A 13,808-nucleotide genomic window follows, 5' to 3' on the forward strand; every position below is an offset into this window, starting at 1 on the left:
CTTAATCCTTTGATATCTTGTTACTAGCAGCTAAATAGTTAGGGGTAAAGGCATCGGGTAATAAGTATTGCAGTTCCCAATGTTGCTGTTGACCTAAATGGTTACAACTAGCGATAGGACTGTCTGGTTGGAAAAATTCTGCAATCACCTGACGACACATACCGCAAGGCGGTGTCAGCTTTTCTTGAGGGGTATAGACCATCACGGCCAATAATTTACGATGCCCCGCCAACACGGCAGCGGCGATGGCATTGCGCTCTGCGCATACGGTTGCACCATAAGAAGCATTTTCAACATTACAACCAGCAAAGATGTGGCCATTCTCGGCCAGCACAGCTACGCCTACAGGGAATTGACTATAAGGGGCGTATGCCTGCGCAGCGGCGTCTTTTGCGGCCGCTTCTAACGCGGCCCAATTAATTGTCTTCACAGCTAAAACTCAGTGACTAATGGGCATATAGTTTTGCTGGGTTTTTCGCTGCGGTCAAGCGCTTGCGGTTAATGGCGTTAAACGACGGCAAAACAACAGAATCATCAGCAACAACCACGCACAGGCTAAAGGGACTAACCAGTAAGCTTGTAAAATACCCGCTTGCTGCGCCCACACCCCAGTGGCTAAACCCGCAAATTGAAAACCCACAGAAGTGCCAATGCTGGCAATACCCGATAACACAGGGCCATTCTCACTATCTATATCCATCGCGGTTGCCAACATCAGTGGAAATAAACCGCCGATGCCTAAGCCCAGTAATACATTACCTGCGGTAAGTTGTGGCAAACCAACACTGAGTTTTAATAACAAAGCACCGCTCAGTGCGAGCGAGGCTAGCAGCAACATCAATTGCGCTGGGCTGCACCAACGGAGTAATAAAGCAAAGCCCAAGCGGCTAAGCACCATACCACCGGTAAACCAAGCAAGTAATAATCGCGCTTGCTCGGTTTCTATACCGATACCGTCTGCTGCGTAACTGACAAACCAATTACCTTGGCCCCACTCGGCTGCGCCGTAGCCAATCATCACTAAAAACATTAAGAAAAATAGCGGCTGGCGCAGCACTTTGGCATAAGACAAACTACTGCCCTTGTGCTCCGCCTTACTGGCCATGTGTGGCTGCGCCTTGGCGACATATAAGCTGTAGAACCCTAATAGCAGTAAACCCAACGCAATAAAGCGCAGCGGCCAGCGCCAATCGTCTAGCACCCAAAATAACACCACGACCCATAAGGGCGCGGCCAAGGTCCCTAAACTAAACATAAAATCCATCAGCCCCATCATCGCGGCGCGTTTATTCGCAAACAATCTCGCGATCAAGGTGTGGCCCACAGTAAACATCACCGCGTAAGTCATGCCCACTAACACGATGAGCGGCAGTAATAACTGCCAGCGAGTAATAAATGAGAACAATAACAGTAACAAGGTTTCAACCAACGCCAAGCTGGCAAACAACCTTAAAAAGTGAAAACGCTGCGCATATTTGCCGCCCATCACCGCCCCAAAAATGGCACCCATCGACAACAAACTAAAAAAAAGACCACTGATACTGGTCGACATTTGTAGGTCTTTGGCCATATCAGGCAATAAAATACCCCATAAAATGATCAAATTACCTAACAGAAAAAAACCACTAAAAATCACTGCGGTTGGCGCTGCACGCGACATAACCTACTCCAAAATGCTGACCGAATGGGCTTCGGTATCAGCGAAAAATTGCTTCATCCCTGCTAGGCAGTAAGGCGGATCACGTTTTAACGCTCAACCAAGTTAAAGTGGTCGGCATCTAAAGCGGCTGGAAATTTTTCACGAAAGGCATGTAATGCCTTAAGATCGGCTGTGGCATAGAGCACTCCGGCTTCGTCTGCGGCAAGCTCTGCTATTGGCTTTCCCAGATAGTCCACAATTAAACTGTCACCCGCATACTGCATACCATTACCATCTTGACCCACCCGATTACAGCCAAACACATAAGCTTGATTTTCAATCGCCCGCGCTTGCAATAACACCCACCAGGCACGACTGCGCGGTGCTGGCCAGTTAGCCACGTAGATCATCGCATCATAGTCATTTTTATTACGGCTAAATACTGGAAAACGCAGGTCATAACAGACTTGGAGCAAGATGCGCCAGCCACGGTAATTAACAATAACGCGCTGCTGCCCAGCCTGATAAGCATGATGCTCTCCTGCCATACGGAATAAATGCCGCTTATCATAAAATTGCACTGCGCCATCCGGCGTCACAAAATATAATCGATTTACCCGATGATTTTCTGCCGTGCGCACAGCGACTGAGCCAGTGATGGCCGCCTGATACAACGCAGCTTGCTGTTTTAACCACAACAAGGCCTCACCCGGTTCAGGCTCTGCCACTTGCGAGCTATCCATACTAAAGCCAGTACTAAACATTTCGGGTAGCACAATTAAGTCTACCTGCTCTACATCAGCTAATTGCGCCGTCAACTGAGCCAGGTTTGCTTGGCAATCTTGCCACACTAGCGTGGTTTGCAGCACCGCGACCTTTAAAGTTGACATAAGATCTCCGCAGCCTGCGCCAAAGTATGTTGCTCTTTAGCAAAACATAAACGAATAATCCGATCTGCTGAACCTTGCTGATAAAACACAGAAAGCGGAATGGCTGCCACTTTATGCTCAGTGGTGAGCCACTGACAAAACTGTACATCGGTCATTTCGGCAGCAATTGCACGGTAATCTAACAACTGAAAGTAAGTACCGGCACAGGGAAGCAAGGTAAATCGGCTAGTCGCTAGCGCCGCAGCAAAAAAATCGCGTTTTTGCTGATAAAATTGCCCCAGCTCGGCAACCTGTTCGGGCTGCTGTTGCAACATATCCGCAATGGCATATTGCGCCGGCGTAAAACTGGCAAAGGTGACATATTGATGAATCTTTCTAAACTCAGCGGTGAGCGAAGGCGGAGCTATGGCATAGCCTAATTTCCAACCGGTAACATGAAAGGTTTTACCAAAAGAGGATACCACCACGGTACGCGCCGCTAATGCCGCGAAGCAATGCGCACTCAGTTGTGCGGCATCAAACACCATGTGCTCATACACTTCATCACTGATGCAATATAGCTGATGTGTCAGCACCAACTGCTGTAAAGCCAGCCAGTCGGATTGGCTAAACACCATACCGGTGGGGTTATGCGGGCTATTGACGATAATTAATCGGGTCCGAGGCGTCATCACCGCTGATACTAGTGACCAGTCAACCTGATAATCAGGTGCTTGCAGCCTAACATGCACGGGCGTACCACCGGCTAACTGGATTGCCGGAGCATAACTGTCGTAGGCGGGATCAAACAGCAGCACCTCATCACCAGGCTGCACGAGCATTTGGATTGCCACAAATAAGGCTTCCGTTGCACCTGACGTTACCGTGATCTCACTATCGGCACAGACCTGTCGCTGATAACAACGCGCGGTTAACGCCGCAATTTGTGATCGTAACATCGGCACACCAGGCATCGGCGCATATTGATTTAAACCCTCCGCACTGTGCTTAGCTAAGCGCTGTAACAAGAACGGATTAGCTGCAAAATCCGGAAAACCTTGCGACAGGTTAATGGCATGATGCTCTGCCGCTAATTGCGACATCTGACTAAAGATGGTGGTACCTACCGCAGGTAACTTGGAAACTATCGACATAAGTGCAGAAAAAGTTGCGAAAACTACCTTCAATGCTATCATTTGGCTTATTTCATGTATAGACATCTATACGCTTAAACACTTAAACGTATGGCTTTATTATTTCCCGCGATGAGGCAAACCGTTATGAAGGTAAGGTTCTGATGAATAATACCGCACAGGTGCAACAACTTAATCCAAACGCTATTGCGCTATGCACTTTAGGCCGTTGGATCGCCAGCCGCCACTGGGTACCCGCCACCGGCGGCAATTTCTCGATCCGTCAAACTGACAATATGGCGTTGGTTACCGCATCAGGTAAAGACAAAGGTGAACTTAGCCCACAAGATTTATTACCGGTGAGCTGGCAAGCCGATCAACTGCATTGCCAATACGGTACTCCCTCGGCAGAAACCGCACTGCATGCTCAGCTTTATCAACTAGATCCTCAGATCAAAGCCGTTTTGCATACCCATTCCGTGCATGCTACCGTTTTTTCTCGCTTGATCGGTGCCGATAACTACCCATTTCGGGGTTATGAAATGCAAAAAGCCATCAGCGGCATTCAGAGCCATGAGCAAACGCTCACTTTAGCGATTTTTGACAACACTCAAGATATTCCGGCTTTAGCTCGACAAGTACAGCAACGCTGGAAAAGCAAAGCCTTGCCATTTGCGCTGTTAGTGAGAGGCCATGGCCTTTACGTGTGGGGATACAGTTTAGCTGAAGCAAAAAGGCATTTAGAAGGCTGGGAATTTCTCATAAACTGCGAGCTTGAACGTCTAAAAATAACAGGAAAACCGTGACTTATTCAGCCATTATTACCGACATCGAAGGCACCACAACACGCATTAGCTTTGTCACTGAGGTGCTGTTTCCTTATGCTCGCTTACATTTAGCGGCTTTTGTTCGTCAGCATCAACAGCAACCGGCGGTCTTGGCGGAACTAACCGCCGTGCGCGAACAGTTACAGCAACCAGAAGCAGATGTTGAACAATGCATTAGTGCTTTGTTGTCTTGGTTAGATGCCGATCAAAAAATTACGCCGTTAAAAAGCCTTCAAGGCATGATTTGGCAAGAGGGTTATCAGCAAGGTCATTTTACGGGCCATCTGTATCCCGATGCCGTAGCGCAATTGCAGGCGTGGCAACAGCGCGGTATTCCATTGTACATTTATAGCTCAGGCTCTGTTACTGCCCAACAACTCTTGTTTAAATACTCTGACGCGGGTGATCTTACGCCCTTACTCAGTGGCTATTTTGATACGCGCATTGGGGCGAAACGCGACTTAGCCAGTTATCAAGCTATTTTAAAACAACTGCAATTGCCGCCAGCGCAGGTGTTGTTTTTATCCGATGTCGTCGCAGAATTAGATGCCGCCCGGCAAGCAGGCATGGCCACGGTCCAATTGATCCGCGAACAACAAGCTGCTAGCGATCACCCCGTTGCCGAAAACTTTTATCAAATAGAGGTATAAATAAGCATGAGTGTTTTGCGTATTTTCGCCATTAATCAACCGGAACAAGCTCGCTTTTCTTCTAGCAACGCCCATGAGATCAGTGCACAGTTACAACAACAAGGCGTGCAATTTACGCAGTGGCAAGCCAATGCGCCTATTGATGAAAACAGCAGCGCTGAACAAGTGATGTTGGCTTATGCTTCAGATATTGCCAAACTACAACAACAGCAAGGTTACAGCACTGTCGATGTCATTTCTTTGCATCCAAGCCATCCTGACAAGGCGGTATTGCGACAAAAATTTTTGGATGAGCACATCCACACGGAAGATGAAGTACGATTTTTTGTGCGAGGCCAAGGCTTATTTTGCTTACATTTAGGCGATGAAATCTATCAAGTGTTATGTCAGCAAAATGATTTGATTAGCGTACCCGCCAACACTCCGCATTGGTTTGATATGGGCAGTGCCCCAGATTTTACCGCTATCCGCTTTTTTAATAATACCGAAGGCTGGGTTGCTCATTTTACCGGCAGTGCAGTGTCTCGTCAGTTTCCGCTGTTAGACTAAATTAAGCACAAAATGCACCAACTTCGTGCATTTTGTGCTTAAAGTCAGCTTATTGTTGCCAATAAACCACTGAATGCGAAGATATTGCATTTAGTGGTTCAGCTCTTGCATTAATTTTGTCATACTTAACACCTAAACTAACCAATTTATCCCATGCTTTACTGCAGGTAAGTCTTTTATGTCTTTGCAAACACCGCTTCGCGGTCTACGTTGTTTTTGTGTTGCAGCTGAATGTTTAAGCTTCAAAGATACGGCTAAACAGCTGTACTTAACGCCTTCTGCTGTCAGCCATCAGATCAAACAACTTGAAGACAATTTAAATTTAAGCTTATTTGAACGGAAAACGCGGGCCATAGAATTAACCGAAACGGGCAAGCAATTTTATCTTGAAATAAAACCGTTACTGGAACAGTTAAGCCAAACCATTACCCAATTTAGCCAAGTTGAACGCGTGCGTGAAGTGAGCATCTCCATGCCTGAATTCTTTGCCAGTGAACTGTTTGTGCCACGTTTGCGGGGATGGTCAGAGCAATTCCCCAATATCAACTTAAAGTTAGAAACCGTTAAATCACGACGCGAAAACACTAAGTATACCGATGTCTCTGTGGTGCTATCCGGTAAAAAACCTGAAGACGCTTCCGTTTACGATTTATTCCCGATCAGTTACTTACCCGCTTGTAACCCAGCACTGTTTCAAAAATTGCATAACAAAGGTTATCGGGTATTAGAAAAAACACCGCTTATTTTGCATCAAGCACGGCCAACCGCTTGGCATCAATGGGCCGAACGTGTCGGTTATCATCAATTTCAGCCAAAACAAATTATCCAACTCGATAGTATGTTTAGTGTGGCACGTGCTGCGCAGCAGGGTTTGGGCGTTGCGTTAATTCCAATGCCCATCAGCCACGCATGGTTTACTGGCGGCTCTTTAGTTAAATTATTTGAACAAGAGTTAGTCAGTCGCGATCGCTATTACCTCGTGCAACATAATGATGATACCGACCGGCCGGAAATTAAACTGCTGATTGATTGGATCTTAAAAAGCTTTCATACCGCCGACTTCTCTTTACCCGCCATGACTAAGTGATGATTTCTCTGCCGTTTGCGCCAAGGCCTTAACAGCCAATCGCCTTCTTCCTTGCTCCTGCTAGTTTATTAATGAGTGCCAAGTCGCGTTAATGGCTATTTTTCTTTATTTCGCACCCGATAATTTTCCAGCCTAATCGACTACTCTTTGCGCAAATACCCCGTATTTACTGCATTTTTGGCTATTATTGCCGCTTTATTAACCTTAAAAAGTTCCCATAATACAGTTGAATAAATTTAATCTATCAGGTTTTTTTTTATCGTTTGTACCGATCGCTACAAAATTCTATAGTTAACCCGTGTTCGAGATTCGAATGCAGCGGTTAAAGTTGTTGAAGGGTTTAACCTACCCTTACCTGTCTACCTTGTCTTAGCCCGGTTTTTATAAACCGGGCATTTTTTTGCCCAAAATTTCTTAGGCTACCTAGCCAAAAGCAACAGTCACTAATGCTTGGTGCAAATTTTTTATTTATTTTTGTATGGACTCAAAAATAAATTACCTAGCAATAAGCCCTTCATATTAAACAGTAAAAAATAGAATTCACCTGCAAAAACTTGACTAATGCGCCAGCATGCGTGCTTTTTTTTAATTTTTTTTACTGGTCGTTGGAATAAAGCGAACAGCTGAGTCGTTATCGCAGTGTCACTGATGACATTACGAGGAAAACATCATGAAAACATTATTCAAGCCAACATTAATCGCCTTAGCCTGTTTCACTGTATTCTCAACTGCAGCGCAAGTTGCCGTAACTGCTGAAACCAATACCTCTAGCCAATTACAACTGCAACAACAGTTCTCTGCAGCCGGTAACAACAGTGCCAGCTCAGCCAGTGCCAATCAACAAACTAACGCAAATGTAGCTGCCAACTCTGCCGCAACGCCAGAAACTGAGACATCCGCTGAGATGAACAGCGAAACCAATGCCAACGCTGATATGCAAGTGACGACTGAACAACCAGAAAGTGATGAAGCAGCCGGCGAACCTGAAGAAGCAACTGAAACAGCGCCAGCTGAAGAGCTAAGTGTCGATGAAGAAGCCCAAGCAACCACCTTGGCAGTCACTGAACTCGCAACACCATTGGCAGCAAATGCCGAAACCTTAGTGAGTTTAGGCGAGACCGCGCTGTTAGATAGTGGCAGCAATGTTGCTACTTTAGCCGCATCAACCAGTAGCGCCGTTATGACCAGCGTTACTGCCAGTGCGACTTCTGCAAGTGACTTAACTAGCGCCGCTGCACAAACATTACAATCGGCAGTCAATACTGATCTGCTCAGCAGTGTCAGTGCATCAGCAACCGAACAAGTGACAGCAGCAATGACTAGCAATGCGGCTGGCACCGTTCAACAACAAGTGATCAGCAATACCAACCAATTGGTGCAGCAAAATGCCAATGCCGAAGTGATGAACAGTGTAAGCCAAGCCGTCAGCGCTGAAGTATCTAACACCGTGCGCAACACGCTGAAGTTATCTACCGGTTTATAAGCCCCCTGATGCGCCGACCACACCGTCGGCGCCTTTTTCTTGTAGGAGAATTACCATGTTATTCGTCACTCGTCTGGCTGTAACAACAGCTGCTGTAAGTTTGTTTTCGAGCGCACCCAGTTTTAGTGCCGACAACTGGGATATCTCAGGCAAGGCAAGCGCAGGGTTAGAGCAACAATCTAACGTTAATATTAGCCAACTGGAGCAAGCCTCTGGCCGTTCTGATGTGGCCACTTTACTTGCGGCAGATCTGAACGCGACTTGGCAAGTTAATTCAAAGTGGACACTGAGTAGTGGCTATTCTGTGCAAGATAAAAACTACCGCGAAGCGGACGATTTCAATACTAGGCTGCATTTAGCCAATATTGATGCCGGTTATCAACATGGCAACACCACCTACGGTACCAATTACTACTACGCCATGGCAGAGTTAGCTGGCGAGCGTTTTTTAACGTTAAATCAAGGTAGTGTGTATGCCATGCATAGCGCATCTGACAGCTGGTTTGTGCGCCCTGCTATTACTGCGACCGAAAAAACCTTTGCTAACATTGGCGCCCGAGATGCCAACAACCTTAGTATCAGTACCGATAGCTTCTGGTTTTTTGCCGAAGGGCAACACTTTGTCAGTTTAGGCTTGGTGTATGAAGATGAAGACACCCAAGATAACAGCTTTAGTTACCGTGCACCTGGGCTGCGCCTTAAAGTGTCCGGTCGTTTTGATTTATGGCATCTGAAGCAACAACTGCAACTCGGTATGAAAATCTCCAAGCGTGATTACCAAAAGCTCGACACTGATACCGCGCCACGCCAAGATACGCACAGCCAACTAGAAGCAAAGTGGCAGCTGAATGTCACGCCAGTGTTTAGTGTGGTCACCGCTGTAGAGCACGGTGATTTTAGCTCAACGCTTGAAAGCGCAGATTATCGTGAAACCCGCAGCTCAGTGTCATTGCAAGTCAGCTTTTAATGGCGCGCTAATCACACCATAACCAAATTGCTTATCCTGTCCAGGCTCGCCTAAATCGCGGGCCTGGAGTCGTAAATGCTGCCGAATTTGTGTAGCAGACCAATGCGGATATTGCGCCCGCAAACAACCAACCGCCGCGCTGACCACCGGCGTTGCCATAGACGTGCCACTTTGCGGCGACACTTCGCCGCTAACCGCTAAGGTATTAACCTTCACGCCGTGCGCGGCAAATTCCACATAATCGCCTTGATTAGCCCAGCGATACAGCTGTAACTGCGCATCCACTGCGGTGACAGCTAACACCTCTTCATAAGCTGCAGGATACAAAGGCGCGGCAGCAGGCCCGCCATTGCCTGCTGCCGCAACTAAAATAATGTCTCGCTTGGCTAATTGCTGAATTGTCGCTGCTAACACCGGGTTGGCCGGACCGGTTAGACTCATATTAACCACCGTCACGTTTTGACTGACGAGCCAATTTAACGCACTTAAAATATGCGCTAAGGTAGCCGATTGTTGAAATTCATTGCTCGGATAAAAAGCACTGGCGCTATATAAATGTAAGTTGGCTAACAAAGGGGTGATTTGTGGATGTTTTGCCGCTAACACTCCCGCTACTGCAGTGCCGTGACCATAACTACGTGGAATGTCTTCCGGTAAAAAATGTTGCTGGCTAATTTGCAAACGCTCGGTTTCGGGAGTCAGCGCCGGAAGCGCCTCGGCAATGGCGGTGTCGATCATGCCAAGTGTGACCGGTAACTGGCACATATGAGTTTGCAGCGACGTAACAGCGGCGGTGGTGGTGGTAGTGCTCGCTTGTTGCGGCTGATATAAATGGTTACGACCGGCCAGCTTAGTTAAGGTTTGCTGAAACTCACGGTCTAAAGCCGCAGCTGAATCCAGCTCCTCTGGCACTTTTAAGGTAATCATTAATAGCCCAATGGCGGCTAAGTCTTGTTGTTGCTGTGTGTACTCGCGCAGCCTTGGCCAACGTTGCTGTAACTGTTGCCACTCAGTGTCCGATACTAATAACAACCATTCCCGCTCTACAGCCCGAAAGCCTTGTTCAACCCTAACCTCTGTCCAGCGCACTTGGCCCTGTACATTAACGATTGGCAATACCTCAGGCAACACTGTTAACGGATCGGCTAAGTTAGCTTTTAATGCCAACGCCTCCGTTAACCGCTGTTGCTCAAGCAACTGCTGTTGCTGCAATAACTTTTGCTGTGCCAGACTTTGCGTGGTACGTTCCAGCCGCTCGGTCACTTGCGGTAGTAATACCCCTGTCACTGGCTGCTCTGGTAGTAACTGACTGTGTGCGGCGCTGCTTAAACACAACAACACACTGCTATACAATATGGCTAATCGCATCTTTACCCCGATCATTAATACATTTATTTACTTATAAAACGTCTGGTAGCAAAAAATATTCCCCGTATGCTGGAATAAAACGCTAGGCCCAACCGTTATCAAGGTAAATAGGAGATAAACCTTACCATGAAAGCCGAATTAACCTTACTTTTGCCGGCATTACGCCGCTTTGCCTACTCGCTAACCGGAAGTATGGCAGACGCCGATGACTTGGTACAAAACACCGTATTACGCTTGTTAAACGCGCCAGCACCAGAGGGTGTCGTCTTAGCACAATGGGCATTTAAAATTTGTCGCAATGTTTGGATAGACGAATATCGCGCGCAAAAAGTTCGGCAAAATGCCGTACATAATCCCGACTTGCAAGCTGAAAACAGCAGTGATGGCGAACAGGACCTGATCAATGACTTGCACTTAAAGGAAGTTGACCGCGCAATGAATACATTACCCGATGACCAACGCGAAGTGTTGTCATTAGTTGCAGTACAAGGCATGAGTTATGCCGAAGCCGCCGAAGTATTAGCGGTGCCCACCGGCACCATTATGAGCCGTTTGGCACGCGCACGCAGCGCCATGGTCGCCGCCTTTAAACCGCTAACTGGGAGCCCCGCATGAAGATTACTGATGAACAATTATCCGCATTTTTAGATGCGGCGCTGCCCGAGGCCGAGATGCAACAGGTGCGCGAACAATTAGCACTGAACGATGACCTGGTCGCCCGCTTGGCCGATCTGGCGATGGTTGACCCTATATTACAACAGCACTACAGCGAAATTGAACAGCGCCCTGTGCCAGCGGCCTTATTAGCGCTGTTAGCCGAAAACGACGCGCCAACCGCAGCCAATGATAGCAAGCCTAATAATGTTGTTAGCATGTCGCGTTGGCGGCGAGTGGAACAGCACTGGCAACGTTATGCTGCTGCCGTTGCCTGTGTTGCTTTATTTGGTGGTTATGGCTTGTCGCAACTCAATCATCCAACCAGCAGCACTATGCTCGCAATCCAGCCAGCGGTACAGCAACATTTAAGCCAATCACCCAGCGGGCAACGCTATCAAATTGCCAATGAACAGTTGACGCCACAACTAAGCTTTGTCAATAAAAATGGTGATTTTTGTCGGCAGTACAGCGTGGAGAGTGCCACTGCCCGCACCGAAAATATTGCCTGTCAGCAACAAGGAGAATGGCAATTAAAAGCCAGCCTCGCATTTAGCCAAGTGAGCAACAATAACGGCTATCAAACGGCCAGTGGCCCCAGTGCTTTAGACAGCGTGTTAGATGAATTAATGGCAGGCCCTGCCCTTACTTTAGCAGAAGAACAGCTGCGGCTGCAGCACTAATTAACATCAAGGAGTACCACCATGAACAAGACTCTTAGCATAATCTTATTAGCCTTAACGTTAACCGCCTGTAGCAGTGCGCCAGCTTATCGGGCTGCCTCAGGCAGTGGCTACGGCTATGCCGAACAACAAATCAGTGATAACTACTACCGCGTGACCTTTAAAGCACGCGGCGATGATCAAGCCGCAACCAAAGCCTATGCCTTACGTCGTGCTGCCGAATTAACGGCACAACAAGGCTATGACTGGTTTGTGTTAGTCGACAAAGAAACGTTGAAAGAACGTGAAACTGCAGCGAACAACCAACTTGGCGTAACCTACCAGCGCGATATCGAACAAAAGTGTACGTTATTCGGTTGCCGTACCCGCACGGTTAATCGACCCAGTTATGAAGCCGGTGTTGGCGTTGGCGTGAGCACCAGCCGCGAGCATGTTGAGGTGGCTTTAGAAGTGCGCATGGGTAAAGGTGTTTCACCAGAAAACCAGCAAGTTTACCCCGCGAAAACGCTTTAACTACCAGGCTTAATCGCAAGCGGCTTAAACAATACCCCGCGACAAGCAAGCCGCAATTACTGCCCACGTAAGGTCAGCGCAACGTGGGCAGTTAAATAGACGGTTTTATTTTTTTGGTAACGCCGCCAACACTTTAGCAATTAACTGGTTCAACTCGTCGCCATTTCCAATCCAGCGTGCAACCAGCAGTACATCATGCTCTTGATCGAGGTAAATCACGTTACGCCCAGCGCCCTGAAAGGTTACTGCACTTTCTGGTGCAGCCGGTAACGCTTGCCGGCCGGGGTTGAGAAACCAATTAGCATAACCATAATCGGCTTTGGCACTGCCGCCCGTTCTGGCAGCACGAATGAAGTCTTGGCTAATTAATTGCTGGCCTTGCCAATTGCCGTCACGTAAAAATAAATAACCAAAACGCGCTAAATCCCAAGCATTGATAAACATACCGCCGCCCCAGTGCCCCCCACCAGAAACACTTTGGATTTTCTGGCCATCCAGTTCAATCCAGCTGTTGTCGTAACCGTGCCAACGCCATGTGCTGCTGGCACCAATTGGCTGCATAATCCGTTCGTTTAACACCACCGGCAGCGGTTTGCGCCAAACATAGGTGGTGGCCAGCGCCAGCACATTAATACGCACATCATTGTATTTGTAACGGCTACCCGGCGTATAAAGTGGCCGATTAGGCCAGTCTTTTGCTTCGCCTTCCGGGCGATCGGCCCAATCCGGTTTACCCCATAAGGTTCCCTGCCAATCACTGGTTTGCCGCAGCAAATGATCCCAGCGAATTTGCTGATTGTGCTCACTAGCAAAGAGATCACTCGCTGAAGGTAAATAAGGGCCAACTAAATCCTGCACATTGTGGATCAAGCCCTGCTGCAACGCCAAACCGGTTACCGTGGTTAAAAAGGTTTTACTGATACTGTGTGTCATATCGACACTTTGCGTATCGCCCCAAGTCGCAATCACTTTACCTTGATAAATCACCATGCCATTGGCCGCGGCTCTTACCGACATTGGGCCAATAATCTGATCATAGGGTTCGCGTGCACCAAAGGTGGTTGCTTGTACTAGGGCTTGATCTTTGGCGGCGGGATTTTCGCTGGCAATGGCATAATCAACCGCTTGTTGCAGTTTACTAGCGTTAACGCCCAAGCTTTGTGGGCTAACCTGCTGCCAAGTACCGGCCGGGGGATAGTAAGTTTCAGCGCTAATCGCAACGCTGCTAAATAACATTAAGGCACTGATCAACGTTAACTTCATAGCGGGCTCATCTAAAATCGGTTTTAAAGCCCATGCTAACAGTAATGGCGCTACTGTCACAACTTGGTCATGTAAACAACACCCCGCTGTCATCTTTACTGCTTAAAGTGCTTTCATTTGCAT

The 13,808-nt window shown here is 47.7% G+C and carries 15 protein-coding genes; 9 read left to right on the plus strand and 6 right to left on the minus strand.

The features are described 5' to 3' along the window. Position 1 precedes the first annotated feature (1 nt). From LMJ53_RS10755 to LMJ53_RS10770, 4 genes are all read right to left on the minus strand, one after another. Positions 2 to 430 carry a cytidine deaminase gene (locus tag LMJ53_RS10755; protein WP_306178596.1) on the minus strand — a complete coding sequence of 143 codons (429 nt, stop codon included), beginning with the start codon at positions 428 to 430 and terminating at the stop codon, positions 2 to 4. Positions 431 to 484: 54 nt separating this feature from the next. After that, on the minus strand, positions 485 to 1,660 hold the full coding sequence (locus LMJ53_RS10760; RefSeq protein ID WP_229586057.1) for an MFS transporter: 1,176 nt from the start codon (positions 1,658 to 1,660) through the stop codon (positions 485 to 487). 86 nt (positions 1,661 to 1,746) lie between these two features. After that, positions 1,747 to 2,529, minus strand: coding sequence for an amidohydrolase (locus tag LMJ53_RS10765; protein ID WP_229586058.1), 783 nt, complete (start codon positions 2,527 to 2,529; stop codon positions 1,747 to 1,749). Beyond that, a complete protein-coding gene (locus tag LMJ53_RS10770) occupies positions 2,517 to 3,662 on the minus strand; it encodes a methionine aminotransferase (RefSeq protein WP_229586059.1) in 1,146 nt (381 codons plus the stop codon). The genes LMJ53_RS10765 and LMJ53_RS10770 overlap by 13 nt, the downstream gene beginning before the upstream one ends. A gap of 143 nt (positions 3,663 to 3,805) precedes the next feature. On the opposite strand from LMJ53_RS10770, the gene LMJ53_RS10775 reads away from it, so the two are divergent. From LMJ53_RS10775 to LMJ53_RS10800, 6 genes are all read left to right on the plus strand, one after another. After that, positions 3,806 to 4,447, plus strand: coding sequence for a methylthioribulose 1-phosphate dehydratase (locus LMJ53_RS10775; protein WP_229586060.1), 642 nt, complete (start codon positions 3,806 to 3,808; stop codon positions 4,445 to 4,447). Beyond that, the gene (gene mtnC / locus LMJ53_RS10780; RefSeq protein WP_229586061.1) at positions 4,444 to 5,118 is read left to right on the plus strand and encodes an acireductone synthase; all 675 of its coding nucleotides are present in this window, start codon (positions 4,444 to 4,446) and stop codon (positions 5,116 to 5,118) included. The genes LMJ53_RS10775 and mtnC overlap by 4 nt, the downstream gene beginning before the upstream one ends. A 6-nt stretch (positions 5,119 to 5,124) precedes the next feature. Next, the gene (locus LMJ53_RS10785; protein ID WP_226751368.1) at positions 5,125 to 5,667 is read left to right on the plus strand and encodes a 1,2-dihydroxy-3-keto-5-methylthiopentene dioxygenase; all 543 of its coding nucleotides are present in this window, start codon (positions 5,125 to 5,127) and stop codon (positions 5,665 to 5,667) included. 178 nt (positions 5,668 to 5,845) lie between these two features. After that, a complete protein-coding gene (locus LMJ53_RS10790; RefSeq protein ID WP_226751369.1) occupies positions 5,846 to 6,754 on the plus strand; it encodes a LysR substrate-binding domain-containing protein in 909 nt (302 codons plus the stop codon). 670 nt (positions 6,755 to 7,424) lie between these two features. Further along, positions 7,425 to 8,237 carry a hypothetical protein gene (locus tag LMJ53_RS10795; RefSeq protein ID WP_229586062.1) on the plus strand — a complete coding sequence of 271 codons (813 nt, stop codon included), beginning with the start codon at positions 7,425 to 7,427 and terminating at the stop codon, positions 8,235 to 8,237. Positions 8,238 to 8,292: 55 nt separating this feature from the next. After that, positions 8,293 to 9,204 (plus strand): surface lipoprotein assembly modifier, encoded by a 912-nt coding sequence (locus LMJ53_RS10800; protein WP_229586063.1) that lies wholly within the window; start codon positions 8,293 to 8,295, stop codon positions 9,202 to 9,204. Here the strand turns inward: LMJ53_RS10800 and LMJ53_RS10805 are convergent. Next, complete coding sequence (locus LMJ53_RS10805; protein ID WP_229586064.1) at positions 9,184 to 10,572, minus strand: S8 family serine peptidase; 1,389 nt, start codon at positions 10,570 to 10,572, stop codon at positions 9,184 to 9,186. The two genes, LMJ53_RS10800 and LMJ53_RS10805, sit on opposite strands and share 21 nt — an antisense overlap. 126 nt (positions 10,573 to 10,698) lie before the next feature. On the opposite strand from LMJ53_RS10805, the gene LMJ53_RS10810 reads away from it, so the two are divergent. The 3 genes from LMJ53_RS10810 to LMJ53_RS10820 are packed head-to-tail and all read left to right on the plus strand — an operon-like array spanning position 10,699 to position 12,422. Then, positions 10,699 to 11,187, plus strand: coding sequence for an RNA polymerase sigma factor (locus LMJ53_RS10810; protein WP_229586065.1), 489 nt, complete (start codon positions 10,699 to 10,701; stop codon positions 11,185 to 11,187). Continuing rightward, positions 11,184 to 11,909, plus strand: a complete 726-nt coding sequence (locus LMJ53_RS10815) for an anti-sigma factor family protein (RefSeq protein WP_229586066.1) — start codon at positions 11,184 to 11,186, stop codon at positions 11,907 to 11,909. The genes LMJ53_RS10810 and LMJ53_RS10815 overlap by 4 nt, the downstream gene beginning before the upstream one ends. 21 nt (positions 11,910 to 11,930) lie before the next feature. After that, entirely contained in the window at positions 11,931 to 12,422 is a 492-nt protein-coding gene (locus LMJ53_RS10820; protein WP_229586067.1) for a CC0125/CC1285 family lipoprotein, read from the plus strand. Between the two features lie 105 nt (positions 12,423 to 12,527). Here the strand turns inward: LMJ53_RS10820 and LMJ53_RS10825 are convergent, their stop codons facing one another. Next, complete coding sequence (locus LMJ53_RS10825) at positions 12,528 to 13,778, minus strand: serine hydrolase domain-containing protein (protein ID WP_229586068.1); 1,251 nt, start codon at positions 13,776 to 13,778, stop codon at positions 12,528 to 12,530. Positions 13,779 to 13,808 lie beyond the last annotated feature (30 nt).

The organism is Rheinheimera sp. UJ51 (assembly GCF_020819615.1).
Classification (GTDB): domain Bacteria; phylum Pseudomonadota; class Gammaproteobacteria; order Enterobacterales; family Alteromonadaceae; genus Alishewanella; species Alishewanella maricola.

Excerpts from the sequence above, each read along its gene's own strand:
- LMJ53_RS10760 (WP_229586057.1), bottom strand. The coding sequence starts at position 1,660 with ATGTCGCGTGCAGCGCCAACCGCAGTGATTTTTAGTGGTTTTTTTCTG.
- LMJ53_RS10765 (WP_229586058.1), bottom strand. The coding sequence starts at position 2,529 with ATGTCAACTTTAAAGGTCGCGGTGCTGCAAACCACGCTAGTGTGGCAA.
- LMJ53_RS10770 (WP_229586059.1), bottom strand. The coding sequence starts at position 3,662 with ATGTCGATAGTTTCCAAGTTACCTGCGGTAGGTACCACCATCTTTAGT.
- LMJ53_RS10775 (WP_229586060.1), top strand. The coding sequence starts at position 3,806 with ATGAATAATACCGCACAGGTGCAACAACTTAATCCAAACGCTATTGCG.
- LMJ53_RS10785 (WP_226751368.1), top strand. The coding sequence starts at position 5,125 with ATGAGTGTTTTGCGTATTTTCGCCATTAATCAACCGGAACAAGCTCGC.
- LMJ53_RS10790 (WP_226751369.1), top strand. The coding sequence starts at position 5,846 with ATGTCTTTGCAAACACCGCTTCGCGGTCTACGTTGTTTTTGTGTTGCA.
- LMJ53_RS10795 (WP_229586062.1), top strand. The coding sequence starts at position 7,425 with ATGAAAACATTATTCAAGCCAACATTAATCGCCTTAGCCTGTTTCACT.
- LMJ53_RS10800 (WP_229586063.1), top strand. The coding sequence starts at position 8,293 with ATGTTATTCGTCACTCGTCTGGCTGTAACAACAGCTGCTGTAAGTTTG.
- LMJ53_RS10805 (WP_229586064.1), bottom strand. The coding sequence starts at position 10,572 with ATGCGATTAGCCATATTGTATAGCAGTGTGTTGTTGTGTTTAAGCAGC.
- LMJ53_RS10810 (WP_229586065.1), top strand. The coding sequence starts at position 10,699 with ATGAAAGCCGAATTAACCTTACTTTTGCCGGCATTACGCCGCTTTGCC.
- LMJ53_RS10815 (WP_229586066.1), top strand. The coding sequence starts at position 11,184 with ATGAAGATTACTGATGAACAATTATCCGCATTTTTAGATGCGGCGCTG.
- LMJ53_RS10820 (WP_229586067.1), top strand. The coding sequence starts at position 11,931 with ATGAACAAGACTCTTAGCATAATCTTATTAGCCTTAACGTTAACCGCC.
- LMJ53_RS10825 (WP_229586068.1), bottom strand. The coding sequence starts at position 13,778 with ATGACAGCGGGGTGTTGTTTACATGACCAAGTTGTGACAGTAGCGCCA.